Below are 26,372 nucleotides of genomic sequence, written 5' to 3' on the forward strand. Positions count from 1 at the left end.
AAAAAGAACACCCTTTGTCACGATGGCAAAGGGTGTTTTTCATTTGCAAAAAGCTTCCGATCCAGCCTTGATTTGTACATCATCAAAAAACCAGAACGTCCTACAGTATAGATGATAAAAGCAAACCATAATCCGTGATTGTGCCAAATAGGCGTGACCGCTGCTTGAACAACGATAAACAAGATCATCGCAAACAGCATCGAATTTCTGACAGGGGCAATTTCTGTCGCACCTGTAAATACGCCGTATATGACCAAACCGAAACAAGCGGCAAACGGATAGAGAACGAGCCAGTCTGCATAGCCTAATGTCACATCTAGAAGACGGGGAAGATTTGTAAACAAGCCCAAGATCGGCTCTTTTAAGAGAAAATAAACCGACGCAATGACGCATGCCATGACAAGTGCCCACTGCCTTGAAAGGGTTAAGGTTCTCTCATAAAGGGTGCGGTCATTTGCACCAACTGATCTGCCCACAAGGATGCTGGATGCATTGGCAAAACCATCGAACAAATAAGCCATGATGTAGTGAATTTGAAATAAGATGGCATTGGCCGCAAGCATTTCTGTTCCAAAAGAAGCACCTTTTGCTGTAAACATGTTAATCACGACAAGGAGACAAATCGTCCGAATAAACAAATCTTTATTCACATGAAACATTTTCTGAACTGCCTGTGTATCCATAATTTTCTTAATAGACGGCACCTGGAACCCGTTTTTTGAATGCTTCATAATGATCCATGCGCCTAGCACAAAGGCGGTTAATTCAGATATCAATGTCGCAGCTGCCACCCCTTTGACTGCAAACGAAAACACATGAACAAGCAGGAGGGCAAGGACCATATTCATGACATTGATCAAGATTTGTAAAGAGAGGGCTTCTTTCATTTTTGCCATTCCCATCAGCCAGCCTAATATCACATAATTCATCAAGGTAAACGGCGCACCCCAAATCCGAATATGAAAATAATCTGCTGCAAATTGCCGTACATCCGCAGCCGGAGAGATCACGAGAAAAGCAGATTGAATAATGGGCCATTGCAGGGCAATAAAACAAAGGCCGACAATGATGGCAATTAAAAAGGGTCTTAGAAAAGCAAGTACGCCCTGCTCTTCACTCTGCGCCCCATTTGCTTGAGCGGCAAAAGCAGATGTACTCACCCGCAAAAAACCAAAGAGCCAATAGAGTGTACTGAAAATGAGACTGCCAACTGCGACGCCTCCAATATACGCGGGATTGGCAAGCTGACCGACAACAGCTGTATCAACAGCTCCAAGTAATGGAGTGGTCATCGTTGAGATGGTTAAAGGAACGGCTAAAGCTAAATACGCTCGATGGTTCACGATGCCACCTGCCTTTCATGAAAAATAGCCTCTTCTAAAAGAGGCTTAGATTGTTGACAAAGTGCTAAAATGATTTTTATTTTAGCACTTTGTCTTCTTTTCAGCGTGATAGAAAACCTTTGAAGTCTAGGAAGGGCAGCTACTTTTGCGGAGCGAATTGAACATTCGTGAGCACCAGCGCGCAGACCTGACAACGAATGCGAGGGTTTGTCTACACGCTGAGCCTCTTCTAAAAGAGGCATTGATGTAATGAAGATTTATCGAACCGGTCTGCCAATTGTTCGGGACAAAGGATGGTCTACGAGCATTGCATCTCTCATCTTTTGCACCGCTTTCTCTTCTGATGAAAAGAAATCATCCTTTGATCGAAATTGAGCAACAAGTTCACCTTGATCTAATATCGCCAATTGATCACTTAAGTGATAGGCTGCCGTCATATCATGTGTAATAAATAAGTAAGCGACACCTAGTTCCTTCTTTAATTCTACTAATAAATCTAAAATGACACCCTGTGTGACCATGTCTAAGCTGCTGACGGATTCATCCAGTACGACGAGCTTTGGCTGCAGTAATAAGGCTCTTGCAATGTTGATTCTTTGCAGCTGACCGCCGCTGAATTGGTGCGGATATTTAGATAAGTCCTTTTCACTGAGCCCGACTCTTTCCAGCCAATGGATCAGCACGCTTTTGCGTTCTTTTCGGCTCATGGTTCCATAGTTTTCAAGCGGCTCGGATAAAATTTGTTCGACTGTCCACCTTGGATTTACCGCCGAGTACGAATCCTGAAACACCGCTTGCACATGCCGGCGATAATGTTTGCGTGTTCTTTGATCTGCACAATATATATCCTGCCCTTCAAAAAGAACCTGACCGGCTTTTGGCTTCTCTAGACCAAGTATGATACGACCTAGCGTGCTTTTCCCTGCGCCGCTTTGCCCCAGTAATCCGACGCACGTGCCTTCTTCAATGATTAAATTGACGCCGTTTAAGACTTGGTCTGCGCCTTTTTTTCTCATCAGAAACGACCGGCTGTTGTATGAATGACTAACTGCTTTCACTTCTAATAAATGCAAGGGCCTTCTCACCTCAAATCGGACAAACAGCTGGGATGGATGGACGAGCTGCTAATAGTTTCTTTGTATAATCATGCTTGGGGTTTTCAAAAAGCTCAAGGACTTCTGCTTTTTCTACCATTTCTCCCTGTCTCATGACAACAACCTGATCTGCCATTTCTGCAATGACGCCAAGGTCGTGAGTAATGAGCAAGATGGCAGTTCCATAGTCATGACGAATTTGGTTCAGATGCTCAAGCACCAGCTTCTGCGTGTGTACATCTAAAGCAGTTGTTGGTTCATCTGCTATGAGGAGAGGCGGGTGCATACAGGCAGCCATGGCAATCATGACACGCTGCAGCATGCCGCCGCTTAGTTCAAAGGGATACTTGTTTAACAGCTTGTCTGGCTGCGGCAGATTCATCTGCGCTAACGCATCTATTGCCTTCGCTTTTGCCTGCCTTTTACTGACAGTAGTATGCCGGCGGATGGTTTCAATCAGCTGATGACCGATCGTCCATACTGGCGTAAAGCTGTTCATTGGATTTTGCATGATATATGAGATGTCCTTGCCCCGAATAGAACGTATATCCCTTTCACTCAGACCGATCAATTCTCGTCCTTGAAGTGTGATGCTACCAGTGACATCGGTTGTTTTTCGGTCAAGCATATGTAAGATCGACATACTTGTCACCGTTTTCCCGCAGCCGCTCTCACCTATTAATCCAACGATTTGGCCTCGCCCTACTTCAAACGATACGTCCTGAATAAGAGAGGTTGTCCCATAAGGCGTTTTCGTCTGCACATGCAGGTTCTCTATTTGTAAAATGGACTCTTGCACATTGATCATTCCTTTACACACGGCGTTTGATACCATATTTCTCTGAAAGGGCTTCTCCTAGTAAATTAAAGAGGACGACGACAGCCATGATGACAAGACCTGGATACAGCATCAACTGAGGATTCGTTTGAATATACGATTTCCCTTCATGGATCATTGCTCCCCATTCAGGCATAGGAGGCTGAACGCCTAATCCGAGAAAGGACATCGCTGAAATGTCCATAATCGCCCAGCCCATTTCAAGTGTGCCAATGACCGCGAGTGGCGGCAGGACATTTGGAATCATATGCTTTCTCATGATGTTCCAGTGGGATGTCCCGCTGATTTTCGCAGCGGCAATAAAGTTCTGTTCTTTTAAACTCAGCACCATTCCTCGGAAGACGCGAGCATAGTATACCCACTGCACAAGCATCAAGGCAAGCACTACTTGAGAAAGTCCAGGACCGAAGATGCCGACTAATCCGAGGATCAGCACCAGGTTCGGGAATGCCATGATCCCGTCGCAGATTCTCATTAAGACGTGATCGATCCAGCCACCTTTGTAACCTGACAACAAACCAACGATTAACCCAATCAATAAAGAAGAGAGAAAGATTAATAACGCACAGCCTAGTGAAACACGTGCACCATATAAAATTCGAGATAAATTGCATCGGCCTAATTGATCTGTCCCAAGAGGATACTCCCACGAAGATCCCTTTAGCTTCATCGCTAGATTGACAGCCGCCGGATCATGTGGAGCGATCCACGGCGCACATATTGTCACAATCAGCAATAGACCAAGGAGCACCACGCAGATCGAGATCAGCTTTTGATGAGAGAAGAGATATTTTCCTTTTGTCATCATGACTGGCGGCCTTCCTTTCTGGAAATACGGGGGTCAATGATCAGCTGAAGTAAGTCCACAATCAAGCTGCTCAAAATAAAGATACATGCTGCCATAAGGACATAGAATTGAATGACCGGCAGATCCCGGTTAAAGATCGCTTCAATAAAGAAGCGCCCAAACCCTGGCCATGAAAAAACTGCCTCTACGATAATGGTTCCTGTCAGCAGCTTGCCAAGATTCACCCCAAGCCCTGTCAGCATTGGCGATATCGCGATTCTCAATACATGCTTGAACATGATCGACCGTTCCTTTAATCCTCTAATTCTCGCATATTGAACAAACGGCTCTTGAAGCGCCTCACTCACACTTGATCGTAATAGCCTTGTATACATCGCAATTAAAGGGACGGCAAGTGTGACCGACGGCAGAATGAGATGCTCCCATGTTCCCACCCCTTCAACCGGTAGAAGATCGAGCTTCACCGAAAAAAAGAAGATGAGCAAATACCCCAAGACAAATGTCGGGATAGATGCTCCTAAGAAAGAAATGAGCCGGCTCACATGATCAACGACGCCATTTTTCCTCATGCCGCTGAAAAAGCCGAGTGGAATGCTGACACAAATTGCAATCAGTAGACTAGTCAGCGCCAATTGAATCGTCGCTGGTATTCTATAGATCACCTCATTGAGCACAGGCTGGTTGGACATATATGATTTGCCAAAATCAAGATGAATGACTTTTTCAATGGTGTGAAGATACTGCATATAAAACGGTTGGTCTAAACCAAATTCACTTCGTTTTTGCGCTAATATTTCATCCGTTGGCTGGATATGAGCCGCCGCTAAATATGCCTCAGCCGGGTCGACTGGCGAAAGGTGAATCATACCAGTCGTGAAAAGAGTGGCTAATAAAAATACAGGGATGATTGATAGCATGCGTTTGACGATATAGCGGCCCATTTCCTAACCTTCCTTCTATTACTTCAGCTTAATACCTGTGAATGGATGTTCGTCGCGATTTGCTGGGAACTCAAAGTCCTTCACATTTTTTTGATAAACGGCTGTCTTTTTAAAATAAGAGATTGGCACAATTGCCCCTTGATCCTGTAATGAAGATAAGACAGACGAATAAAGTGCTTTTCGTTTGTTTTCATTGGTTGTTGATGGAATTTCGCTCATTTCTTTGATCAGCTTGTCCTTATTTGGATAGGCTGAGATGGCTTCTTTGAATCCAAAACCATCTGATGAGACGACGTTCATAAATGTATGCGGATCATATGGCGCTCCGTAGTTGCTAAAGAAGTTCATATCAAACTTATTAGCTTTAAAGCGCTGCACCTGTGTTGCCAGCTCCACACCTTCAAGTTTGACACCAACGCCAATGGCACCCCATTCTGCTTGAAGCGTCTCAGCCATCGCTTTTTGAATCGATTCTGCTGAATCATACATCATACTAAATTCAAGCGTTTTTCCATCTTTTTCACGAACGGTTTTTCCTTTTGGTAGTGTCCAGCCTGCTTCATCCAGCAATGCTTTCGCTTTGTCTACATCATATTGGAACGACTTCACCTTAATATCAGATGTGTAAGGCATGTTGGTCGGCAATATGTGATCTGCTTCATCCTCTAAGCCAGAGGTAACACCTTCTACCATTGACTTCTTATTGATCGCATATTGAAGGGCATGTCGCACTTTCTCATCTGACAGCTGATCCACTTTTGTGTTCATGACAAGCTGTCTCGTTGCTACCGGCTCTGACATTTTTGTTTCATACTTACCGCTCGCCTCTAACTGTTTGTAGGCATCCAGGCTAATGGTTCCTTCTCCGTAAAGGACGTCTACATCACCTTTTTCAAATGCCATGACTCTCGTTTCCGCATCTGGGATGACCTTGACTTTGATTTCTTTGACCTTTGGTTTTTCTCCCCAATAATGATCATTTCGTTCGAAAATGGCATAGTCATCTTTTTGATATGTTTTTAATACCCAAGGGCCTGTTCCCACTGGTTTTTCAATTCCTTTTGACGTATCACCGTTTTTAGGGAAGCCTGCTTCGCCTAAGAAACGAACCGGGCGGACAACGGCTAATTCTTGAACAGTTGGATAATATGGCTCTGTTAATGTGAGTTTAAATGTTTTCTTGTCTACTGCTTCTGTCTTTTTGATCTTTTTTATCACACCTAACCAGCTATGTATATCCTTGTTTTTCAAGATGGAATCAAAGTTCTTTTTCACAATGTTTGCATTAAACTCAGATCCATCTGAAAATGTCACTTTGTCTCTTAGATGGAACGTGTACACCTTGCCATCCTTTGACACATCCCATGATTTCGCTAATTCAGGTTTTAGCTTTCCATTCTTTTGATAGCTGACCAATGGCTCATAAATCATTGATTGCGCGAACAATTGTGATGGGTTGTATACGTGCGGATTCATTTCGCCAATATCTCTCGGCCAAGCCATCGTGATCATGTCAGGATGATCCTTGTTTCCATCTGCCCCATTGTTTGCTTGAGAACAGCCTACTAATAAAAAGATAAGCAGGAAAGGGATGACTGTATTTATTTTAATTTTCGGAAAAAATTGACTCCTAATAAACATAAGATGTTCCTCCTAATTGATGCTGATAATCATTTTCATTTTAAGGAGGAAGGACCCCGTTGTCAATATCATATTTAAAACGAATTGACAATAAATAAACCTATTTATTCCACAAATTGATGAATTTGATAAAAAGAGAGGCAGGCTGCTTACGAGTGAGCAGCCTGTGAAGAGGTGAAGGTTTTTTCTCGCAGGGCATGACGAAGTGTGTCAATGATACGATCCTGTTCAGCGTCTGTCATACTTGTTCCAGAGGGGAGACAAAGCCCTGTTTCAAATAACAATTCAGATACGGGAGTGCCTTTCGCCGCTGAATAAAAGGGACAATCACGAAAGAGCGGCTGTTGGTGCAGCGGCTTCCATACACGCCTTGCTTCAATCTGTTCTTCTTCTAGTGCAGCAATGATGTCCACTGGAGAGGTTCTTTTATCGCGATCAATGGTCAATGTCGTCAGCCAGCGGTTGGACTTGGTGTCTTGATATTCAGACATGAAATAAAGACCCTCTACTTTAGATAACGCATCCTGATACCGCTTGAAAATGCGGCGCTTTTGTTCAACACGCTCGTCCAATATTTCCATCTGAGCAATCCCGACGCCTGCTAGCAGGTTGCTCATGCGATAGTTGTATCCTATTTCTTGATGCTCATAATGCATCGCGCGCTCTCTTGCCTGTGAAGCGAGAAAGCGGCAGCGTTCGATCGCAGCTTCATCATTACTCACAAGCATTCCGCCGCCTGATGTTGTAATGATTTTATTGCCATTAAACGAATAAATGCCGAACCTGCCCATTGAGCCGCTTTTTTTTCCTTTATATAGAGCACCTAACGATTCAGCCGCATCCTCAATGACTGGCACATCATATGCTTCACACAACGCCAGGATCTCGTCCATTTTTGCGCTTTGTCCATATAAATGCACGACAATGACTGCACGGGGTCTTTTTCCAAGTCGTTTTGATTCCACAAAGGCTTTCTCTAAAGCAAGCGGGCACATATTCCATGTATCCCTTTCAGAATCAATAAAAACGGGCGTGGCTTGTTCATATAAAATCGGATTTGCAGTTGCCACAAATGTGAGGGTGGAACAAAAGACAATGTCCCCTTTTTCAACGCCAATAAGCTTTAATGCGAGGTGAATTGCTGCTGTTCCAGAAGATAAAGCCGCTCCTGCATTCACTCCTGCATAGCGCGCGACTGCCTGCTCAAATTCATTCACAAGAGGTCCAAGCGGTGCAATCCAATTACTCTTGAAAGCTTCCTCTATTTTCAAATACTCTTTTCCGCTCATATGCGGTGGTGATAAGTAAATCCGTTTTCTTTCTTGCATCATTTCCCACCCTCTCTCCGATCTTTGATTTCTATTGCAGGAATGCCTACAGCGACTTTCTGATCGTGTATATCTCTTGTTACTGCGGCTCCTGCGCCAATGATTGTCCAGCTTCCGATTGATGTCCCGGGTATCACAACAGCACCTGCCCCAATATGGGTTCCCATTCGTACAGACACACAGCCAGTTAACACTGCTCCCGGTGACAGATGGACAAATGATTCGAGTATACAGTCATGCTCTACGATAGATCCTGTGTTGATAATCGCATGTTCACCGATTACTGCATCTGCTTGAACTACTGCCCTTGCCATTACGACAGCTCCTCTTCCAATGACCGCTGATGGACTTACGACCGCCTGTGGATGGATGAGTGTGGAAAATGCCGTGTTTTCAAAGGAGAGGCGTTCCTTTACTAACTGTCTGCTCTCATTTTGTCCGATCGCAATCAGCCATTTCATATGTGGCATTGTCTCTCTCAGCTGTTGACTCACGGAGATCGGTCCATACAAGATACTGCTTTGAGTCGTAGTCTCTTCAAATTGATCATCTAATACGGCACATAATGAGTAATCGGGATGGGCAGCAATCATTTCTTGAATGACTTTGCTATGCCCACCAGCACCAATTAAACCAATCGGTTGCTCTTTACATATCGGTTCCTTTGAATTTTTCAGCTGTGGCATGATGCGGCTGCTGCACCCCCTCTGTTTTGATGACTTTCAGCAAGGTCATCCATAAAATTTTCATATCAAGCCAAAATGATTGATGCTCGACGTACCAGAGGTCATAGTAGAATTTCTCCTCCCAGGAGATCGTGTTCCTTCCATTCACCTGTGCCCATCCAGTAATGCCAGGCTTGACAAGATGGCGCCTTGCTTGCTCCTCTGTATACATCGGTAGATATTCCATCAGAAGCGGCCTTGGTCCAACGAGACTGAGCTCTCCTTTTAGGACATTGACTAGCTGCGGCAATTCATCAAGACTGAGCTTGCGAATCAAGGCGCCGGTTTTTGTTAATCGAAGATGATCTGGCAGGAGCACCCCGTGCTCGTCACGCTCATCGGTCATCGTCCGAAATTTATATAGCATAAATGGCCGACCATACAGACCAGGCCGCTTCTGCCGAAACAACACAGGCCTCCCAATTTTCCACCGAATCAATCCATAAAGCAGAAGAAAAAGAAGACTGCCTGCGATGAGCAGCGTCAATGCCACCATCACATCTAACATTCTTTTCATCATGAAATCTCCTTTTCTCACTAGCGGGAAACAGCTTGTTTTACCTTATGCACCAGCTGCTGCCGCTCTCGTTTTGTTCCTGCAAATTGATACAAGTAGCCCATATAAAGAAAGAAACATAGACCGCCAATACAAAACAGCTCCCACCAGGACGTCACGTCATAAATCGCTTGAATTCCTGCACAGACGCCCCAAATCATGAGCGCTCCTGCAAGTGGAACCATCGTATGTTTGTAAAAGATGGTGCGTTTCTGATTCGTGATGCGGGCCGTATAAAATGGCAGAAACACAATATTTTTGATCAATAAAACAATCGCTCCCGCTGATGCAATGCCGTATAAACCAAGCTGAAGCGTATGAGTCAATCCATAGGCAAAAAGTACATTGGATACACCTAATATGAGCGTGACCACCGCTGGAACCTTCAATCGATTAAAAGCGGTCGGCACATATGTCAGCGGTAAAAACATCAAGGTCAAGCATAAATAAGCAGCATGAATCATGAGAAGCCATTTCAGCTCTTCAAAGGCAGGTCCCAGCCATAAAAGCATGAGCGGACCGGCAAGTCCTCCTAGCAGAGCGGCCGGAAACGCGACAAATAATCCGCTCCACTTAATGGCACTGGCTGCATATTGAATGAGACCTTTTTCATCTTGATTCGAGTAAAATTTCGTAATCGTTGGGGCAAATACAACCGCCAATGTCCCTGCGAGTGTGCGTAATAATAATGGAAATTGTAATATCGCCGCATACTGTCCCGTCGCTTCCGCTCCAATGAGCAGATTCGTCATCAATAAATCAATCTGTAAAAATAGCAAAATCCCCATTTGCTCAAAAGAATGCCAGACCCCTGATCGAACAAGTGTAAGACTAGAAGATAGTGAAACGTGCCGCCACTTAAACGAAAACCAAGGAATAAGCTTTTTAAAATAATAGATACCAATTCCCATAGCCGCCATGCTTCCTATCACAGCCGCAAGTGGAATATGCCAGATGGCGGGTGCCGTCCATGTAAACAGCAGCACAATCATCATTGCCCTCAAAAACATTTGAATAGCCTGACCAATACTTGATACATATAACTTATTCGCATAAAACGGCGCAGCCCCAATGCCGGACATGACAAAATTGAGCATAAATAATAGACCCCCTAATATAAAGGCGGTCTGTGTGTCCTTGGCGAGATCATCAGGCACATGAAGCCACTCTACAAGCTGGCTGGACATGAACAGACAAAACAAAAAAAGGCTAATCGATAAAAAAATGGAACTGACGAAATAAGATGAGAGATAGCGCTGCGCCTTCTCCATTTCTCCTTTATGAGCCGCCACAGAAAAAAAACGCACCACCACAGCACTTAATGACGCCGTAATAACCGATAAATAGTTGATCATATTTTGCGTCAGATGGATTAAGCCGAATGCTTCGACTCCAAGTGTATGAACGATGTACGGTGTTAAACAAACAGACATAAGCATCATCAAGACAAACGTCATGATGTTTGCACTGGCATTGTAAAGAAACGCTCGATTCATTTTGATTTCACGCAGCGTGTAAAAGCCTTCATCCAGCTTCCTCTCCCTTTTGTCTGCTCGTTTTCATCAGCTGATGAATCGCCTCTTTCACAGACGCCTCATTCGGTTCTTTCAATAGCGTCAAAAACGGAAGATGAGCCACCCATTCATATCCTTCCATCACCTTATGATCAAACGACCTGAGGACAACACACGGTGTTTGCGTAATCGCACAAAAAATCATGCCGTGAAGCCGGTCTGTCACGACGACCTGAGCCTTACTTAACTCTTTCCATAAAGCAGATAATTCATCTAAGCGAGTCGTTCGATCCACTCGTTTGCCAATTGTCGTTGTGATCAAACCGACTTGATCATACGTCTCTTGAATATGCTGCTTTAGCTCCCGCCGCTCCTTTTCAGTGAGATACGCTTCCTTATCCTCTCGCAAACAAAGTAGAACCCCTTCACGTTTTTGTTCCTTGTTTGATTCATCTAATGTCAGCACCATATCAGGCTGTTTCCACACATCTTGATCAGGGAAGTGCTGCTTCATCCAAGTGTAGGTTGTTTGATCTCTTGCCATGAGAAGCAGCCTTGGATGGTGTTTGTATGTTTGAATGGCGCGGCGTTCCTCTCTTTTTCCTCTCTTTGTTTCTGTAAAATGGGCAGTGGCCGGCAATTGAATCACCGGATAGGACTTGAAGGTTTTCATGATAAATTGTCTCGTCCATTCTTCATAACGGTATAAGTCCCCCATATTGCCTCCACCGATGATACAGACGATGTCTTCTGGGTGCCGCATACGCTTTAACGGACGGGCGAGGCGATAAATCTCCTTCATGTCCACTTCCATGATGTCGTAGGCGGGAAAGTGCTCTTTTAAAAAACAATAACTCGCATAGGCAATGGCATGATCCCCTAAATTATCATGTCCTGGCAGCAGCGTGAGAATGATTTTCTTCTGATGACTCCGCTTTGGCAGGCTTTGGCGGCTCAGTCGATATTCAAGCGGATATTTAACCTTTAAGAGCAGCCACTCTGCGGCGTGCGCCTTCAATTGCTGCAATGTCAATCTCATCACCCCTATTTCCTTGTTTGATATTCGATCCATTTTTGATAGCTAGAAGCGGCGGCAGACAGCGGATAAACCAGCCGGCACTTCGCAAGGAATAAAATCATTCGCTTTCGAGCGGTGAGCTTCGATGGTTCCACTTGTTTGACAGCATGCTGAAAAGCCTCGTGTGTCACCATTTCCCGCATGTGATCAAGCTTTTCCCGAAGAGAGAGTGCATTTTGGCTCTTCCATTCGTTGAGCATACAATGAAGGGTATGATTGACAATAAAAAAATCAAGTGCCTTTTCATACAGAGAGATGTCATCATATTCTGTCAAAAACAAGCGCTGCGCATGATAAAAGGTTAGTCCATGATGAAAATACTGCTTCTGATATCGCTGCACAATAGAAGACAGATGAACACGGTAGTAATAAAGAGGTTCATGAACAAAGGCAATGCCGCGAGATAAAGAAAAACAGCGCAGCGTCACATATTGATCTTCTATGTTCTCAAGTTCCCCCCGCAGCGGAAATCGAATGTGATGTTCTTCGATAAAGGCACGTCGATACAGCTTATTCCATGAGAACCCCGTAATGTCTCCATGCAATAATGCTTCAATTAAACTCGTTTTTTCGGCCGACCGCTCGGCTAACAACGTCGTTGGTATGGTTCGCTTTGACTGTTCAAATTGAATCCAGTACTCACTGACAACTAGATCTGCGCCGGTCATTTCAGCTTTTTCATACAAGGCTTCGCAGTAATGAGGCGCTAGAATATCATCTGAATCAACAAAGGCAATATACGTGCCCTTTGCTTCTTCGATGCCCCGGTTCCTCACAGCGCCTAACCCTTGATTGGTTTGATGAATGACCCGAAACCGCTGATCTTGCGAAGCAAATGCTTCAAGATATTCTCCGCTACGATCTGTAGATCCATCATTCACGAGAATGACCTCTATATTTGAAAAACTTTGATCTGCAATTGATTGAAGGCATTGCTCCACATACTGACTCGTATTGTAGACTGCGACCAATAGACTGATAGCTGGCATTACAACATGCCCCACCTTTCTCAAAATCTACTTTGTAAATATCGTCCTGTACGGTAACACAGATGAATCGAACGGCATCAGCATGATGCTGTACAGAATATAGCAAACAGCAATCCCTACATAGATAAAAACATTAGACCGCTGATCAAAAATACGTGTGAAATACGGCAGTAAAATAAGCTGATACAAGCCAAAATAAATATGAAATCTTGCATAAATGACATCCTTTGTGGCAAGGATGCCAAACAAGAAACCGAGCAAACAAAAGTTCACAACGTAATCACTCTCAGGCGTCAGCTCACGAAGCCGTTTTCGATAAAAGAACGCAAGCAAAAGCGGCAAAATCAATACACCGATTTTTGTCACATTCATTCCATTTGTATTCGTTGTGAGCCATTCCTCGTAATGCCCATACGAACTGCCTTGCAGCATTACGACAAACACGGAAATAAAGCGGTCATAAAGAGCGGTTAACCCTAAGAAAATCATGCATAAGACCAGCATCATCCATGACCACGATTTTGTTCTCACGATAAAATACACAGGAATCATGATAAGAGCTGATGAATGAAACAATGAACATACGAGGACAAGCGGAAAATATAATTTCCACTGACCATTGATCACAAGACGGATGGCATAAAAAAGAACCGCCGCCACCATATACTGACGCATGCCATTAAACGAAGCGTAATAATGAAAGGTGCCGAGAAAAAGCAGCATACTCAGCTCAAAGGGACGACCATATTGAATGAGCGTCTTGATGATAAAAAAATAGGTGATCGCCCCAACCGAGATATACATGATTTGCGGATCATGGGACAGTTGATTGAGCATCCATAAAATAAACGTAAATCCTGGGTCAGTAGCCGCCTTGTCCACACCAAATCCGAAGATATGCCAAGGCTTTTCATAATTGATGGAGAACTCATACATCTGTCCATATGTGACAAAATCGGTTCCTACTTTGTACCGAATACCAGCGACAATACAAAGAAACAAAAACGGAAATAACACGAGAATCTTGTTAGGCCGCCATCCGCTTTGAATGGTATCATCACGCTTACCGTAAAATGCGGCAAAGCTCGACCATAAATAGACCATGATCATGTTCACCAAATATACCGCCATCTGCCATTCCTTCCTTACAGTCCATATCCATTCATCACACGTGTGATGTTCTGTTTGACATCAAATCCTCTTTGTTCAAGCTGGTACGTAATGGTCTCTTGAAGAGGAGGCTCTGCATGATACGCTTCAAGCACCGCCTTCATCCATTCATGCGCGGAATCCCGCAGCGACATTCTTTTCACAAGACCGCAGCCTAAATCTACTTCCTCTGTAATATGATCTGAAATCACACAAGGCAATCCAGATGCCTGTGCTTCCACTAAAACGAGTGGAAGGCCTTCAAACAAGGAAGGCATCACAAATACATCAAATGCTTTCATATAGTCTGGAACGTCCGATACAACGCCTGTAAAGACAATGTTGTCTAACAAACCGGCCTTTTCCGCATATGATTCAACCACCTGCCTCAGCGGTCCATCCCCTACAAGGACAAGCTGAAATGAAACCCCCTGCTTCTTTAAGGTCTGTGCCAATTCCATAAAAAAAACGTGATTTTTTTGTTCATGAAAACGGCCAATATGACCTATCACCATACTCTTTTCCTGAAGACCCAGCTGCTTTTTGATCTTCACCTTTTCTTCTGGATCAGGCTGAAAGAAAAGGGATAAATCGATCCCATTCGGCAGCACCTCAACCTGTCCATTCTTCATTTTTTTCTGCCCAAATAAAAAGGAGCCGGCATCCTCACCGCATGCAACAAGCTTTGTAGAAAATGCAAAAATCAGCCGGCGAAACCCTTTGAGCATCAAATGGTCTACCCAATTTGGCGACTGTTTCCAAGCTGTATTATGCGAATGACAAATCCGCACCTTCACACCCGCCAATTTCGCAGCAAGGGCAGAGAAGCCTGTTTGAAAATCTGTATGTGCATGCACTGCTTGATACGGTCCTGTTCGTTTGATCGTCTTTGTCAATGTTCTGACAAATGCCAAAGGAGAGGACGCTCCAATACTCGGGACGTAAAAGATACGTCCTCCGAGCCTCTGAATTTCCTCATCATAATCACAGACATCCTTCCGGTGGGTAATAAAGTCAAATTGAAGAACATTTCTATCGAGCGCACGATAGATGTTCATGATCATCGTTTCAGCTCCGCCGCGGTTCATCCCGCCCACAATATGAAGTACACGCTTTGGCTCACTCATCCCGAATCCGCCTCCTTTTCAACAAAGACGCCTCCAGCTTCCGCTGATGATAAAATTTCATGATCTTCGGTGATAAACAGGCACGGACCACCGGCTTTAACGCAAACAAATAATGAACCGGCGGCAATTTTAATAACCAGCATGCTTTTAAAACGAGCCAGGCATTATCTATCGAATATTGAAACTTACGACGCTGAAAAGCCGCTTCATCCTCTCTCACAAGGTATAACGGCTCTTGTAAATTAAAGCCTTTTCTCCCCGTAGCAAAAAAACGGATCCACAGATCAATATCTTCCATCCGTCTCGTTGTTTTCACAGAGCGATATCCATTTAAAGCCTTGTACGCAGCAGCCCTCATCATAATGGTTCCATGACAAAAAGGCGTCCCTCTTGCCAGCACTTTTCGATCAGGCTCTGAAATCAGTGCACGTACACCTTTTGTACCCAATTCATCAAACACGGTCATCGCCGTCCCGACCACATCATATTCAGGATGTGATTCAAGGAAATCCACCTGTTTTTCTAAACGATCAAGTACTGATATATCGTCGCCATCCTGCCTTGCAATCAAGTCTCCCCTCGCTTCAGCTAGACAGCGATTCAGACTGGCAGCGAGCCTTTGATTATGCTCATTGCGGATAAGGCGAATTCTTTCAGGTTCTCGTTTTGTATAGGACAGCACTTTTTCATAGGTGCCGTCTGTTGATGCGTCATCACATATGATGAACTCCCAGTTGTCATATGTTTGATGAAGAATGGAGTCAATACTTTCTTCTACTGTGTCTTGGCAATTATAGACGCCCATGATGATAGACACCTTTGGCTTATGCATGCTCACATCACCTTCTTTGCTTGATCCATAAAGGTTGTATAAATTTCTTCCATAGCACTCACCGTCTGCTCCTGTGCAAATGCATGGGCTAAGGAGCGCCCCGCTTTTCCCATGAGGGGCAGCTGATCTCTTTTGTGATAAAGCTGGTGCAAATATTCAGCCAAGTCATTCACATCATGCGGTTTGACTAAAAAACCATTCACGCCATGTCTGATCAACTCACAGTGTCCTCTATTCTCTGTTGCAATGACCGGCTTTTCCGCAGACATCGCTTCAAGCAGATTCATGCCGAGCCCTTCTCTTAAACTAGTCGACACACATACATCACTCAAATGCATCCATTCCTCGATTTGTTTGCAAAAACCAGCAAAGTGGACATGCTTTTCAAGATGGAGTTCGTGAACCAACTTTTCATACATCGGCCTCATTGCCCCTTCCCCGACAAACACGATCTTCACATTTGGTATTTTCCTATATAGCTGGGCACATGCTTTGATGAGCATTCCTTGGTTTTTATTCGCATTTAATTCGCCAGCGCACAGCACAATAAAATCTTCTAAAGAAAAGCCATGGACTGCACGAAGATGCTGCTTCTCTTTTTCATTAACTGGTGCAAATCGTTTCATATCCACACCCATACCAGGAACGTAATAAACAGATGTCCGCTCTTTTGATAGACGATCAGCTCTTTTAAAATCTTCTCCATTAATGGTGATCAGAGCGTCTGTATGACGGGCGAGCCATCGCTCAATCGGATAATAGAGCAACCAGTTTTGAAGCGGCGCTCCTTGCCAAAAGTGAAAGCCATGTGCTGTGTAAAGTACCTTCGTCCCTTTTCTGCGCGCGCTTTTGGCTGCAAGTCTACCAATCACACTGCCCATTGGTGTGTGACAATGGATGAAGTCGTAGTGCTCTTTCGCTAACAGCTTCTTCAGCTCGACATACGCAAGCCGGTTGTGCACATGAAAAGGAGAGCGCTGAATCGGAATCGAGTGCGCTTGATCCACATAGGGAAGCTCCAGCTGACCATTTGCCGCTGTATGCACTTCCCATCCTTGTTCCTGAAACCACCGGAAATACGGAAGGTGAAATGCCTTAAAATGATAATCAACCGTTGCGCAAAACAAGACTTTTTTCTTCATCAGCAAGCGCTTCCCCCTCTCTTTTCATCTGTTCAGACAACAAATCATGCGATTCGATGGCAGCAAATAATGCTTCTCTCATTTGCTCTTCACTCATGATGTCAAATTCATGGATAAAGCGGTTCAGCACATATGGATCCCCATCCAGCGCATGGCCGATATGAATTTTCGGGAAAATTTGTTCCTGTGCTTTTTCATGCTGGTTGAGTAGTTCCTCATACATTTTCTCCCCAGGGCGAATGCCTGTGAACGTAATCGGAATCTGGTCTGTGGTGTAGCCTGAGAGGTGAATGAGGTTTTCTGCGAGGTCAACAATTTTCACTGGCTCCCCCATATCTAATACGAAAATCTGTCTTCCTTCTGCCAAGGCACCCGCCTGAATGACAAGTCTCGATGCCTCTGGAATGGTCATAAAATATCTTGTCATGGCTGGGTGTGTGACCGTGACCGGCCCGCCTTGTTCAATCTGTTTCTTAAAAATTGGAATGACGCTTCCCCTGCTTCCGAGTACATTTCCAAACCGAACCGCGACAAATTTTGTGTCACTGCTTGCCCCCATTTGCATGATCAGCATTTCAGCAAATCGCTTTGTGGCGCCCATCACATTGGCAGGATTGACCGCTTTATCAGAGGAAATGAGGACGAATGTTTCAATGCCATGCTCATGTGCAGCTTCTGCGACATTTTTTGTCCCGATAATATTGTTTTTTACTGCTTCTTTTGGACTGATCTCCATGAGCGGGACGTGCTTATGTGCCGCAGCATGATAAATCATATCCGGCTGAAATTGACCAACGATTTCACTCATTTTCTGTTTATCTTGGATATCCGCAATTTGCGGATAGAGACTGATGGTGTCCCCATACATTTCTTTCAGCTCTAGTAAAATAGAATGAATGCTAAATTCTCCATGTCCCACAAGCACAATCGCTTGAGGAGCAAACACACAAATTTGACGACAGATTTCTGATCCAATCGATCCGCCCGCCCCTGTGACCATGATGGTTTTCCCCTTTAAATGGACAGATAGACGGCTTGAATCTAATTGAATCGGTTCTCTACCTAATAAATCCTCTGGCTGTACATCTCGCAATTGATTTAGCGCATGGGTTCCTTTTAAAATCTGCTCCATCTCCGGCATGATCTGCGTTTTAATTCCAGTCGCTACGCATTCTTTATAAAGCCCTTTTAAGGTATGGCTGCTTTTGGACGGAATGGCGATGATGATCTTTTGAATATCCATCATCACAACAGCTGTTTGAATCTGTTCTTTTCCCCCTAGAACAGGCAGTCCCATGATTTCAAGCCTATGCTTCGTCTTGTCATCATCTATGAAGGCGACTGGTTCAATATGTACATCACTCGATTGCTGAAGCTGACGAACGATGATGGTCCCAGCTGATCCGGCGCCAATGATTAAGGCTCGCTCCTTTTCTACCTGCAGCCGCTTTGCCCCATCATGTAATAGCCGGGACGCCATTCGAGATGCACCGATGAATAATACGTGAAAAAGCCACACGATGAATAAAAAACGGAAGGGCCATGTCTGCACGAAAAGGTACAGCATTGCCATTGAAAATAAAAAAGAACATACAAAGGTCTTCATTAAAGAAAATAGCTCTCTTACCCCTGTATAAGCCCATACTTGCTTGTACACGTGAAAAATATACGAAAACAAATGGTGCCCAATGAGTAGACTGAGCGAAGAAATGACGAGCATTTCAAATGTATAAACAGTTAACGCCGCTTCTTGGACAAATTGAAAACCAAAAAAGACAGCCACTAAGATGAGATATGAATCTAGTGCCACGATGATTGATAATCTTTGGGCGTAAGTCAACGCTCCTCCCCCTTTTTAAAACATCACTATTCTTACGTAAAATGGGCATCAAACCCGTCCTCACATCCCACTATTGATGACGAGCATCTAAGGCATTGGTCATGCCCACAGCAGGATCGAGTGCCTCCATTGTTAAAGATTAGGAGACATCACCTATCAATCTTGTTAATACATATACAGCCTTCCCTTTTTCTCTTTCTTGCCATTTAGCATAGCCCCAAGCAGTTTACCTGTTGTCCCGTCTAACACTTCTTTTGATTTCTTGACCGCAGCTATCTTGGTTTTGCCGCTTAAGACAACAAGAATGCTTCCATCTGTCCGGTTCGCCAGGATCTTTGCATCGGCTACTGGCAGAAGCGGCGCAGAATCAACAATCACCATGTCATATTGCTGTTCAATTTCATAAAACAGCTGCTTCATGACAGATGAGGAGAGCAGCTCAGCTGGATTCGGCGGAATGGTTCCGCTCGGAAGCAGCTCTAAATGTTCAATAGGTGTGGGTAAAATAGCTTCCTCCAAGCTGCAATTATTTAATAGCACATTGGTCAAGCCCGTGTGATGACTCAGGTCAAAATATTCATGAACAGCCGGCTTTCTCAAATCAGCATCCATTAGCAGCACCCGCTTTTTCTGCTGTGCAAAAACAGCTGCTAGATTTGCAGCCGTAAATGATTTCCCTTCCTTCGGCAAGGAGGATGTCACCAATATGGATTTCAGCCTTGTTTGGATTGATGTGAATTCGATGTTCGTTCGGATCGTACGAAATTGTTCTGCTATGACAGAGTGAGGATCTAATACAGAAATACAGGATAAATCTCTCTTTTCTCTTTTCTTTCTCTTAAAGATCAATGTTCTGTCCTCCCGTTATGACGGACTGCTTGTCTTTTTTTGCCCTCCTGTCTGCCTGCATCTGATAGACGCTGCCGAGCGACGGCAATCCGATCTCTTCTCTTATTTGATGTGTTCTTTTTACAGTATCATCGAGTAGGTTCATTAAGAAAATGAGTGTTACCCCCCCTAATAAAGAGGCGCCTAGTGCCAGTACGATATGAACGAATTTTCTTGAATTCATGAGAATCGTATTGGACAGCTTGGCTTCAGACAAAACATTAATGCGATCCATATTCATGGTTTTTTTGATTTCTTCTTGCAGCACCTCTGTTGCAGTATTCGCGATGGCAACTGCCTTTGCGCGATCCTCATCTTGCACAGAAATATTGATGACCTCAGACTCATTTTCTGTACTTGTGGCAATTTTGTGTTTTAATCCTTCAGCTGATTCTGTGAGATTGAGTGTTTCTTTTACTTTTTCAATAACGATCGGACTTTTTAATAAAACTTGAAAGGTACGTGTATATTGAAGGTTCATCTGAATATCGTTTAAGTTCGCTTGTGCGTCATTGCTGCGTTTATGAACAAGAATTTGAGTGGTTGCCTGATATACAGGAGTCGAGACATAGAACTGATAGTAGGCTGAAATGCCCGTTACGATCAGGACAATCAGGATCAGAAGGGCCATTTTCTCTTTAATGACAGAAAACAGCTGCTTAAAACCTATATTCTCATTCATAGATACCTCCCGATTCCATCATAAAAAGGTTATATATGGTTTCTTTTTGTTAATGATTGGATTATAAAAGATAATACCCGCAAAGAAAAATGTCATAATAGGTCTTATAGTTCTTTTTAAAGAACGAAATCGTTCGTTTTCTTTTGTTTACTTCCTGATTCTTACGTTTTTGAATTTTATAAAGAACAATTTATTTCTTATAATGAACAAAAAGGTCGCAGTACGATTCGCCAGGGAGAAGGGAGATCATTAATCGAATGATAGGAAAGGTGATACGCATTTACCGAAAGAGGAAAGGATACTCCATTCAGCAGCTGGCTGAAGATGCCCATGTTTCTAAATCGTATTTGAGTAAAATTGAGCGTGGTGTCCACAGAAATCCATCTGTCCAGTTTTTAAAAAAGGTATCCTCTTCGCTAGAGATTGATTTACAAGAGCTATTTGATGCAGAGACGTTGATGTTTCATGACTCTGAGAGTGGTGAACACGAATGGCGGGAGCATATCGTCAATGCCGTCCAATCCGGCATGCCAAAAGAAGAACTCTATCAGCTGCTCCAAACGTACCGAAAGGAGCAGGAAGAAAAGACGTTACATGTCACTCATAGAAAGTTGACGGATTCGAATATAACAGAGTGGAAGCGTCTGATGAGTGAGGCGAAAGCTATCGGCTTAAGCATTGAGGAAGTAAAAGCATTCCTCGCCAACATGGGAGAACGACGGGCGTAAGCCTTTCAGGAAGAGTCAAATTGCGGGGAGAGGCGTTTGACGCTTCGCTGAAAAAGAGCCTTTTATCATGAAAAGGCTCTTTTTCCTCTTATTCTGCTTTTTTTGTTCGTGCTTTTTTCGTTATATCATTGTTTTTCCAATAGGCCCAGAGAGATGTAATTCCAAGAAAGACTAACGTGATGAATTGCTGAATACCTTCTTCATCAATAGGTATTGGGCTTTTTCCCGCAGCGGTTAGCGCACTGTTGACAAGCGCGAGCAAAAGCAGCACAAGCCTTGCGATTGTACCTGCACTAATTTTTTGAACTTCCAACTGTAACCCCTCCCTTTCTTCCCCTTCACGGGCGGTACGGCTCGTTCTCTCTCATATGTATGCAAAAACCGAAAGAATAGAAGACCGGATCAAAAAAAGAGACATCATGCCTATATAAGGAATGATGCCTGATTTCATCTTATTTTGATGTAGAAAACATCTCTTTCGCTTCATCCAATGCCATTTTATTGCCTAGTGCTGAGTAATCGAGCCATGGCTGATCGGCAATCGGATAGACTTGATTGTTCTTCACAGCTTTTAGACCCTTCCAAATCGGCGTCTTTTCTAATTGCTTGAATGCCTGCTGCGCTTTATCATCACGGTTCACGACGACAAAGATAGCATCTGCATCATAGTCAGGAAGAACCTCTTGAGAAATCACTTCAAATGGCCGTTTGCTGTCCAGTTTCTTCACCCCATCGACAGGTGTGAGGCCTAAATCCTCGTACAAAATTGGACCCATTGGGCGCTTCATGCTAAATACTCGAAGCTCCTTTGCCGTCACACGGATCGCCATTACTTTTCCGTTTCCAATCTTTTGTTTGATGAGCGATTTGACTTCTTTTGCTTCTTGATTGTAATCCTGAATATATTGATCGGCTTCTTTCTCTTTATTGACGAGCTTGCCGATTTTTTTCAAATGATCACGCCAAGTGCCGTTATTTAAATCAAACACTTCCGTTTTGGCGATTTTCTTATATTTCGATAAATCTTGTCCAGCTAGTTCTTCATCGACATAAATAACATCTGGTTGTAATGCAAGCAGCGACTCCATATCAGGATCGGCTGCGATGCCCAGCTTCTTCGTACCACTCAGCTGCTTTTTGGCATGTGGAAGAAAATCTTTTAAATCCCCTCCTACAACAGAGCCTGCTGGCTTGATACCGAGTGCTAATAAGTCATTCGTTAAATGAATAGACAAGGAAGCAATTTTCGGTGTTCCATGATCATTTTGAGTTGTTGTATTCTTTGTTTCCTGTTGACCACAAGCGGCAAGCAAAATAAAACAGAGCGTTAAACCAAGCACAAGTAATTTTTTCATGATGAGTTCCTCTTTCTTGTTTATTTCGTTTTTGCTAATAAATAGAGAAAATAAGGAGCGCCGATAAAAGCCACAACGACACCCGCTGGTATGGCATTTGGGGCAAAGATGGAACGTCCAATTGTATCGGCACTGACCAAAATCAACAAGCCAAGCAGCGCACTAACCGGTAAAAAGTATTGATGAAGCGAGCCGACAAGCCGCCTTGCCAAATGCGGGGCGACAAGTCCAATAAAACCAATACCACCTGTCATCGAAACACTTGCACTTGCCAGGCCAACAGCTAAGGTCAGCAAAAGGAGACGCTGACGCTGAACACGTACACCTACACTTGAGGCGACAGCATCTCCTAATGTCAACGCATTGAGCGTGCTTGACTGCATCAGCGTAAGCGGCACAAGGCATACAATCCAAGGCAGAAGCGCTAACACATGAATCCAATCTCTCCCCCAGACATTTCCGACAAGCCATCTTGAAGCAAATGTGTAAGTATCTTCATCTAGCTTCAATGACAAAAATAATGTCAAAGCACTGAATCCCGCTGCAACTGCAATTCCTACTAAAATCAGCCGGATGGGAACGATCCCTTCCTGCCGGTCATACGCCAAAAGCACAATGACCGCTGCCGCAAGTAACCCTCCGCCAAATGTAAAGAGCGGAATCAGAAGAGAGGGATTGCCTTCTAGTGCGTGGAAATACGTCACAAACACGATTAAGCCAAATGCGGCGCCTGCATTCAGTCCAATAATCCCTGGATCGGCCAGCGGGTTACGAGATAAACTTTGCAAAATGCCTCCCGCAATACCAAGACCAATTCCCGCTAGCATCGTTACCACGATTCGAGGCAGACGATAGTCAAACAGCACCGTTTCACTTTGAAAATCTCCAAAGCCGAATAACGTTTTGACGACTACAAGAGGATTTAGTTTTAGCGTACCGGTATTTAAGCTATACAGCACAACAGCCTCACTTAAACAAAGCAAAACGACTGTCACAACAAGAGCCCGCTGTTTCTCTCTCATGACAGGTTCCTCCCTTCTTTTCTGGCAATATACAAGAAGAAAGGAACACCGACAAGTGCCACCATCACGCCAATGGCAAGCTCTCGCGGCGGATTAACGGTGCGGCTGGCAAGGTCAGCAAAGACAAGCAGCACCGCGCCTAATATCGCTGACATCGGAATGACGAAACGATAGTTTACACCAACCAGCTTTCGTGCGATATGCGGGATGACAAGACCGACAAACCCAATGGAGCCGACTGCTGACACAGAAACCCCTGCTAATAATACAGCAGCTACCATTCCTAGTATTCGCACTTGTCGCGTTTTCACCCCTAAATTTGCCGCTACATCTTCACCAAGCGACAGTAGCGACAGTGACCGTCCTAATAGCATCGCCCATACGATCACTATGAGAATGACCGGAGCAAGAATTGTCAGCTGCGGCCATTTCACACCAGCCACTCCGCCTGCATACCAAAACGCAAGGTCCTGGCTTAAGTCAAAATAAATCGCGATTCCAGAGCTAAGTGCATGAAGCAATGCAGCCACAACGGCTCCTGCTACAGTTAAGCGCAGCGGTGTCAAAACGCCGCCAGCCGCACCAATCGCAAAGATCAGCAGCGTACTGAGCACCGCACCGATAAAGGAAAACAACATAAGTGCCGAATAAGGGATTCCTGGGAAAAAAGCAAAACAAAGAGCGACTACAAACATCGCACCGCCATTGATGCCCAAAATCCCCGCATCGGCCAGCGGGTTTCTTGTAATCCCCTGCATGAGCGCACCCGCTACGGCAAATGCCGCTCCAACAAGAGCTGCTCCTAAAACACGAGGAAGTCTTAACTCATGGATGATCTGCTGCTCTGTGACATCTGACTGATAGTCAAATACAGCTGTCCAAACCGTTTGCAGAGACAATGTTTTGGCACCATATGACACAGCCAAAAACATGGCAACAGCCAAACTAAGGACGGCGAGAAAAAATATCAAAAAGAACAGAATATATGATGATCGTTTTTGTTGAGGTGTTCGCTTATCCTGCAAAATCGGTGTCATCCTTTTCTTCATTAAAAGTCTGTTTGAAAATGAGAATCATAATCATCAAAATTATATCTGCCTGCCTCTCAAAAATCAATGTACACCTTATTTTTTAATTAATGAAGGTATGCAGATGACAGTCTTTGCTCGTTTGAAATGACCTATCATTTTTTCTCATAGTTTAATAGGAAAATAGTTGACATTCCGCCTGAATATCCTCTAAAATGACAAAAGTAAGTCAAATGTTATAAAAATATTACAAACAGATGTCAAACTGATAAAGAATGACCCGTCTTGAGAGGAGATTTGAACGTTGTGTCATTAAAGGGAAAATGGAGTATCGGCCTATTTGCACTTGCGATCGTCATTGGAGTCGTTGCTTTCTTTCAGAATCAACAAGCAAGTGGTACCGAGAAGAAAAATGTAAAGCAGGATACGAACTATAAAAACGTCGAAATCGTCACTCTCGTAAATGACGGGAAATTTATGAGATATGCAGTCAACTATCCTCTTTTTCATCAAAAAGAGCTAGATGACAAGATTCAAAGCTATGCCAATTCAGCTTTAGAGCATTTCAAAAAGACGTTTAGTGAAGCCAAGGACGTCGATGAAAACAAACGCTTTGAACTGAATATTGATTATGATATGGTGCATTATGCGAAGCAGTCGGCTGCTATTCGCTTTACGACTTATACCTATACAGGTCAGCAAAATGGGACCACCAATCATCTCACGATCAACTATGATTTTCAGAAAAAAACCTTTCTTGACACAAAAGATTTATTTCTACCTAAAACCAACTTTTTGAAGAAATTATCCTACATTACATATTCGGAGCTTCAAAAGGACAAAACCTTATCTAAGGATCAGACGCTCCTTCAGAAGGGAACAGCCCCTACTGCTCAAAACTTCAGTCAATTTGCCTTGAAAGAGAAATATGTAGAATTTTATTTCCCAGCATCTCAAGTAGCCGGCGAGGATCTTGGTCCCCAAACACTTGCGATTAAAAAGACGCTGCTGAAAGATATAATGAAGCCAGAATATATGAATAAAACCAAAAATCAAAATGAAATGAAAGAACCAAATCCGAAAAGAAAAGCCGTCAAGCTGCCGCAAAAATCAAAGCTTGATCCAAATAAAAAAGCCATCGCCCTCACATTTGATGATGGTCCGAATCCAGCGACCACCTCAAAGATTTTAGAAGCACTGAAGGAAAATAAAGGACATGCGACCTTTTTCGTATTAGGCAGCAGGGTGCAGTATTATCCTAATATGCTTGCTGATATTCTAAAAGGCGGGAATGAAATCGGAAACCATTCTTACAGTCATCCTTTATTAACAAGACTGCCTTTAAAGGAGGCGGTGAAACAAGTGAAGGACACTCAGAAGCTGATTGAGAAAGCGAGCGGGTATGCACCTACGCACTTTAGACCGCCATATGGTGGGACAAATCAAGACATCAATCAAGCAGTTGGGATGAAGGTCTCTTTATGGGATGTTGATCCTGAGGATTGGAAAATTCGCAACAGCCAGCAGATCACAAACCACGTTCTTTCACATGCAGCAGATGGCAGAACGGTGTTGATGCACGATATTTATGACAGCTCAGCTCAAGCAGCAGTGAAGATCATTCATGAACTCACCAAACAAGGCTATCAGCTCGTCACAGTCAGTGAGCTTGATCAATTAAAAAAAGAACGACATGAACAAGCCCCTGTGCAATAAACACAGGG

25 protein-coding genes are annotated in these 26,372 nt (G+C 43.9%); 2 read left to right on the forward strand and 23 right to left on the reverse strand.

Translation table 11 applies throughout. From position 1 onward, the window contains the following. Positions 1 to 17: 17 nt before the first annotated feature. The 19 genes from MHH54_RS15695 to MHH54_RS15785 form a co-directional block, all read right to left on the reverse strand. Complete coding sequence (locus MHH54_RS15695) at positions 18 to 1,343, reverse strand: MATE family efflux transporter (RefSeq protein ID WP_342500407.1); 1,326 nt, start codon at positions 1,341 to 1,343, stop codon at positions 18 to 20. Positions 1,344 to 1,600: 257 nt separating this feature from the next. After that, positions 1,601 to 2,416 carry an ATP-binding cassette domain-containing protein gene (locus MHH54_RS15700; RefSeq protein WP_342500408.1) on the reverse strand — a complete coding sequence of 272 codons (816 nt, stop codon included), beginning with the start codon at positions 2,414 to 2,416 and terminating at the stop codon, positions 1,601 to 1,603. Between the two features lie 13 nt (positions 2,417 to 2,429). Then, entirely contained in the window at positions 2,430 to 3,245 is an 816-nt protein-coding gene (locus tag MHH54_RS15705; protein ID WP_003213686.1) for an ABC transporter ATP-binding protein, read from the reverse strand. 4 nt (positions 3,246 to 3,249) lie between these two features. Continuing rightward, positions 3,250 to 4,083, reverse strand: coding sequence for a nickel ABC transporter permease subunit NikC (nikC, locus tag MHH54_RS15710; RefSeq protein WP_003213255.1), 834 nt, complete (start codon positions 4,081 to 4,083; stop codon positions 3,250 to 3,252). Continuing rightward, positions 4,080 to 5,024 carry a nickel ABC transporter permease subunit NikB gene (nikB, locus tag MHH54_RS15715; RefSeq protein ID WP_003212889.1) on the reverse strand — a complete coding sequence of 315 codons (945 nt, stop codon included), beginning with the start codon at positions 5,022 to 5,024 and terminating at the stop codon, positions 4,080 to 4,082. The genes nikC and nikB overlap by 4 nt, the downstream gene beginning before the upstream one ends. An 18-nt stretch (positions 5,025 to 5,042) precedes the next feature. Further along, positions 5,043 to 6,665 carry a nickel ABC transporter substrate-binding protein gene (nikA, locus tag MHH54_RS15720; protein ID WP_003213056.1) on the reverse strand — a complete coding sequence of 541 codons (1,623 nt, stop codon included), beginning with the start codon at positions 6,663 to 6,665 and terminating at the stop codon, positions 5,043 to 5,045. A 149-nt stretch (positions 6,666 to 6,814) separates the two neighbouring features. After that, on the reverse strand, positions 6,815 to 7,993 hold the full coding sequence (locus MHH54_RS15725) for an aminotransferase class I/II-fold pyridoxal phosphate-dependent enzyme (RefSeq protein ID WP_065098089.1): 1,179 nt from the start codon (positions 7,991 to 7,993) through the stop codon (positions 6,815 to 6,817). Further along, entirely contained in the window at positions 7,993 to 8,679 is a 687-nt protein-coding gene (locus MHH54_RS15730) for an acetyltransferase (RefSeq protein ID WP_065097993.1), read from the reverse strand. Before MHH54_RS15730 ends, MHH54_RS15725 begins: the two co-directional genes overlap by 1 nt. After that, the gene (locus MHH54_RS15735) at positions 8,642 to 9,235 is read right to left on the reverse strand and encodes a sugar transferase (protein ID WP_342500409.1); all 594 of its coding nucleotides are present in this window, start codon (positions 9,233 to 9,235) and stop codon (positions 8,642 to 8,644) included. The genes MHH54_RS15730 and MHH54_RS15735 overlap by 38 nt, the downstream gene beginning before the upstream one ends. A 20-nt stretch (positions 9,236 to 9,255) precedes the next feature. Beyond that, positions 9,256 to 10,770 carry an MATE family efflux transporter gene (locus MHH54_RS15740; RefSeq protein WP_342500410.1) on the reverse strand — a complete coding sequence of 505 codons (1,515 nt, stop codon included), beginning with the start codon at positions 10,768 to 10,770 and terminating at the stop codon, positions 9,256 to 9,258. 28 nt (positions 10,771 to 10,798) lie between these two features. Then, a complete protein-coding gene (locus tag MHH54_RS15745) occupies positions 10,799 to 11,827 on the reverse strand; it encodes a polysaccharide pyruvyl transferase family protein (RefSeq protein ID WP_342500411.1) in 1,029 nt (342 codons plus the stop codon). Between the two features lie 5 nt (positions 11,828 to 11,832). Beyond that, a complete protein-coding gene (locus MHH54_RS15750; RefSeq protein WP_106035633.1) occupies positions 11,833 to 12,855 on the reverse strand; it encodes a glycosyltransferase in 1,023 nt (340 codons plus the stop codon). Positions 12,856 to 12,882: 27 nt separating this feature from the next. Then, positions 12,883 to 13,986 carry an EpsG family protein gene (locus MHH54_RS15755; protein WP_342500412.1) on the reverse strand — a complete coding sequence of 368 codons (1,104 nt, stop codon included), beginning with the start codon at positions 13,984 to 13,986 and terminating at the stop codon, positions 12,883 to 12,885. Between the two features lie 14 nt (positions 13,987 to 14,000). Beyond that, entirely contained in the window at positions 14,001 to 15,131 is a 1,131-nt protein-coding gene (locus tag MHH54_RS15760) for a glycosyltransferase family 1 protein (protein ID WP_342500413.1), read from the reverse strand. Next, a complete protein-coding gene (locus MHH54_RS15765) occupies positions 15,124 to 15,963 on the reverse strand; it encodes a glycosyltransferase (protein WP_342500414.1) in 840 nt (279 codons plus the stop codon). Before MHH54_RS15765 ends, MHH54_RS15760 begins: the two co-directional genes overlap by 8 nt. 2 nt (positions 15,964 to 15,965) lie before the next feature. After that, positions 15,966 to 17,105 (reverse strand): glycosyltransferase family 4 protein, encoded by a 1,140-nt coding sequence (locus MHH54_RS15770; protein WP_342500415.1) that lies wholly within the window; start codon positions 17,103 to 17,105, stop codon positions 15,966 to 15,968. After that, positions 17,071 to 18,945, reverse strand: coding sequence for a nucleoside-diphosphate sugar epimerase/dehydratase (locus MHH54_RS15775; protein ID WP_342500416.1), 1,875 nt, complete (start codon positions 18,943 to 18,945; stop codon positions 17,071 to 17,073). The genes MHH54_RS15770 and MHH54_RS15775 overlap by 35 nt, the downstream gene beginning before the upstream one ends. A 165-nt stretch (positions 18,946 to 19,110) precedes the next feature. Then, positions 19,111 to 19,794, reverse strand: a complete 684-nt coding sequence (locus MHH54_RS15780; protein ID WP_003212774.1) for a CpsD/CapB family tyrosine-protein kinase — start codon at positions 19,792 to 19,794, stop codon at positions 19,111 to 19,113. Beyond that, positions 19,784 to 20,515 (reverse strand): Wzz/FepE/Etk N-terminal domain-containing protein, encoded by a 732-nt coding sequence (locus tag MHH54_RS15785; protein WP_003213148.1) that lies wholly within the window; start codon positions 20,513 to 20,515, stop codon positions 19,784 to 19,786. Before MHH54_RS15785 ends, MHH54_RS15780 begins: the two co-directional genes overlap by 11 nt. A gap of 257 nt (positions 20,516 to 20,772) precedes the next feature. Here MHH54_RS15785 and MHH54_RS15790 point away from each other — a divergent pair, with 257 nt between their 5' ends. Next, a complete protein-coding gene (locus MHH54_RS15790) occupies positions 20,773 to 21,243 on the forward strand; it encodes a helix-turn-helix domain-containing protein (protein WP_044139000.1) in 471 nt (156 codons plus the stop codon). A gap of 88 nt (positions 21,244 to 21,331) precedes the next feature. Here the strand turns inward: MHH54_RS15790 and MHH54_RS15795 are convergent, their stop codons facing one another. The 4 genes from MHH54_RS15795 to MHH54_RS15810 form a co-directional block, all read right to left on the reverse strand. After that, positions 21,332 to 21,556, reverse strand: a complete 225-nt coding sequence (locus tag MHH54_RS15795; protein ID WP_003212682.1) for a phage holin — start codon at positions 21,554 to 21,556, stop codon at positions 21,332 to 21,334. Between the two features lie 139 nt (positions 21,557 to 21,695). Then, the gene (locus tag MHH54_RS15800; protein WP_065097982.1) at positions 21,696 to 22,601 is read right to left on the reverse strand and encodes an iron-hydroxamate ABC transporter substrate-binding protein; all 906 of its coding nucleotides are present in this window, start codon (positions 22,599 to 22,601) and stop codon (positions 21,696 to 21,698) included. 17 nt (positions 22,602 to 22,618) lie between these two features. Then, on the reverse strand, positions 22,619 to 23,620 hold the full coding sequence (locus tag MHH54_RS15805; RefSeq protein ID WP_342500417.1) for an iron ABC transporter permease: 1,002 nt from the start codon (positions 23,618 to 23,620) through the stop codon (positions 22,619 to 22,621). After that, positions 23,617 to 24,645, reverse strand: coding sequence for an iron ABC transporter permease (locus tag MHH54_RS15810; RefSeq protein ID WP_342500418.1), 1,029 nt, complete (start codon positions 24,643 to 24,645; stop codon positions 23,617 to 23,619). Before MHH54_RS15810 ends, MHH54_RS15805 begins: the two co-directional genes overlap by 4 nt. A gap of 309 nt (positions 24,646 to 24,954) precedes the next feature. On the opposite strand from MHH54_RS15810, the gene MHH54_RS15815 reads away from it, so the two are divergent. Then, positions 24,955 to 26,364, forward strand: a complete 1,410-nt coding sequence (locus MHH54_RS15815) for a polysaccharide deacetylase family protein (protein ID WP_342500419.1) — start codon at positions 24,955 to 24,957, stop codon at positions 26,362 to 26,364. Positions 26,365 to 26,372 lie beyond the last annotated feature (8 nt).

Source organism: Bacillus sp. FSL K6-4563, from assembly GCF_038630405.1.
GTDB lineage: Bacteria > Bacillota > Bacilli > Bacillales > Bacillaceae > Bacillus > Bacillus pumilus.

What these genes read in the sequence shown, in the direction of transcription:
- MHH54_RS15705 (WP_003213686.1), bottom strand. Translation starts at nt 3,245, where the DNA reads ATGATCAATGTGCAAGAGTCCATTTTACAAATAGAGAACCTGCATGTG.
- nikC (WP_003213255.1), bottom strand. Translation starts at nt 4,083, where the DNA reads ATGATGACAAAAGGAAAATATCTCTTCTCTCATCAAAAGCTGATCTCG.
- nikB (WP_003212889.1), bottom strand. Translation starts at nt 5,024, where the DNA reads ATGGGCCGCTATATCGTCAAACGCATGCTATCAATCATCCCTGTATTT.
- nikA (WP_003213056.1), bottom strand. Translation starts at nt 6,665, where the DNA reads ATGTTTATTAGGAGTCAATTTTTTCCGAAAATTAAAATAAATACAGTC.
- MHH54_RS15725 (WP_065098089.1), bottom strand. Translation starts at nt 7,993, where the DNA reads ATGCAAGAAAGAAAACGGATTTACTTATCACCACCGCATATGAGCGGA.
- MHH54_RS15730 (WP_065097993.1), bottom strand. Translation starts at nt 8,679, where the DNA reads ATGCCACAGCTGAAAAATTCAAAGGAACCGATATGTAAAGAGCAACCG.
- MHH54_RS15735 (WP_342500409.1), bottom strand. Translation starts at nt 9,235, where the DNA reads ATGAAAAGAATGTTAGATGTGATGGTGGCATTGACGCTGCTCATCGCA.
- MHH54_RS15740 (WP_342500410.1), bottom strand. Translation starts at nt 10,770, where the DNA reads ATGAATCGAGCGTTTCTTTACAATGCCAGTGCAAACATCATGACGTTT.
- MHH54_RS15745 (WP_342500411.1), bottom strand. Translation starts at nt 11,827, where the DNA reads ATGAGATTGACATTGCAGCAATTGAAGGCGCACGCCGCAGAGTGGCTG.
- MHH54_RS15750 (WP_106035633.1), bottom strand. Translation starts at nt 12,855, where the DNA reads ATGCCAGCTATCAGTCTATTGGTCGCAGTCTACAATACGAGTCAGTAT.
- MHH54_RS15755 (WP_342500412.1), bottom strand. Translation starts at nt 13,986, where the DNA reads ATGGCGGTATATTTGGTGAACATGATCATGGTCTATTTATGGTCGAGC.
- MHH54_RS15760 (WP_342500413.1), bottom strand. Translation starts at nt 15,131, where the DNA reads ATGAGTGAGCCAAAGCGTGTACTTCATATTGTGGGCGGGATGAACCGC.
- MHH54_RS15765 (WP_342500414.1), bottom strand. Translation starts at nt 15,963, where the DNA reads ATGCATAAGCCAAAGGTGTCTATCATCATGGGCGTCTATAATTGCCAA.
- MHH54_RS15770 (WP_342500415.1), bottom strand. Translation starts at nt 17,105, where the DNA reads ATGAAGAAAAAAGTCTTGTTTTGCGCAACGGTTGATTATCATTTTAAG.
- MHH54_RS15785 (WP_003213148.1), bottom strand. Translation starts at nt 20,515, where the DNA reads ATGAATGAGAATATAGGTTTTAAGCAGCTGTTTTCTGTCATTAAAGAG.
- MHH54_RS15790 (WP_044139000.1), top strand. Translation starts at nt 20,773, where the DNA reads ATGATAGGAAAGGTGATACGCATTTACCGAAAGAGGAAAGGATACTCC.
- MHH54_RS15805 (WP_342500417.1), bottom strand. Translation starts at nt 23,620, where the DNA reads ATGAGAGAGAAACAGCGGGCTCTTGTTGTGACAGTCGTTTTGCTTTGT.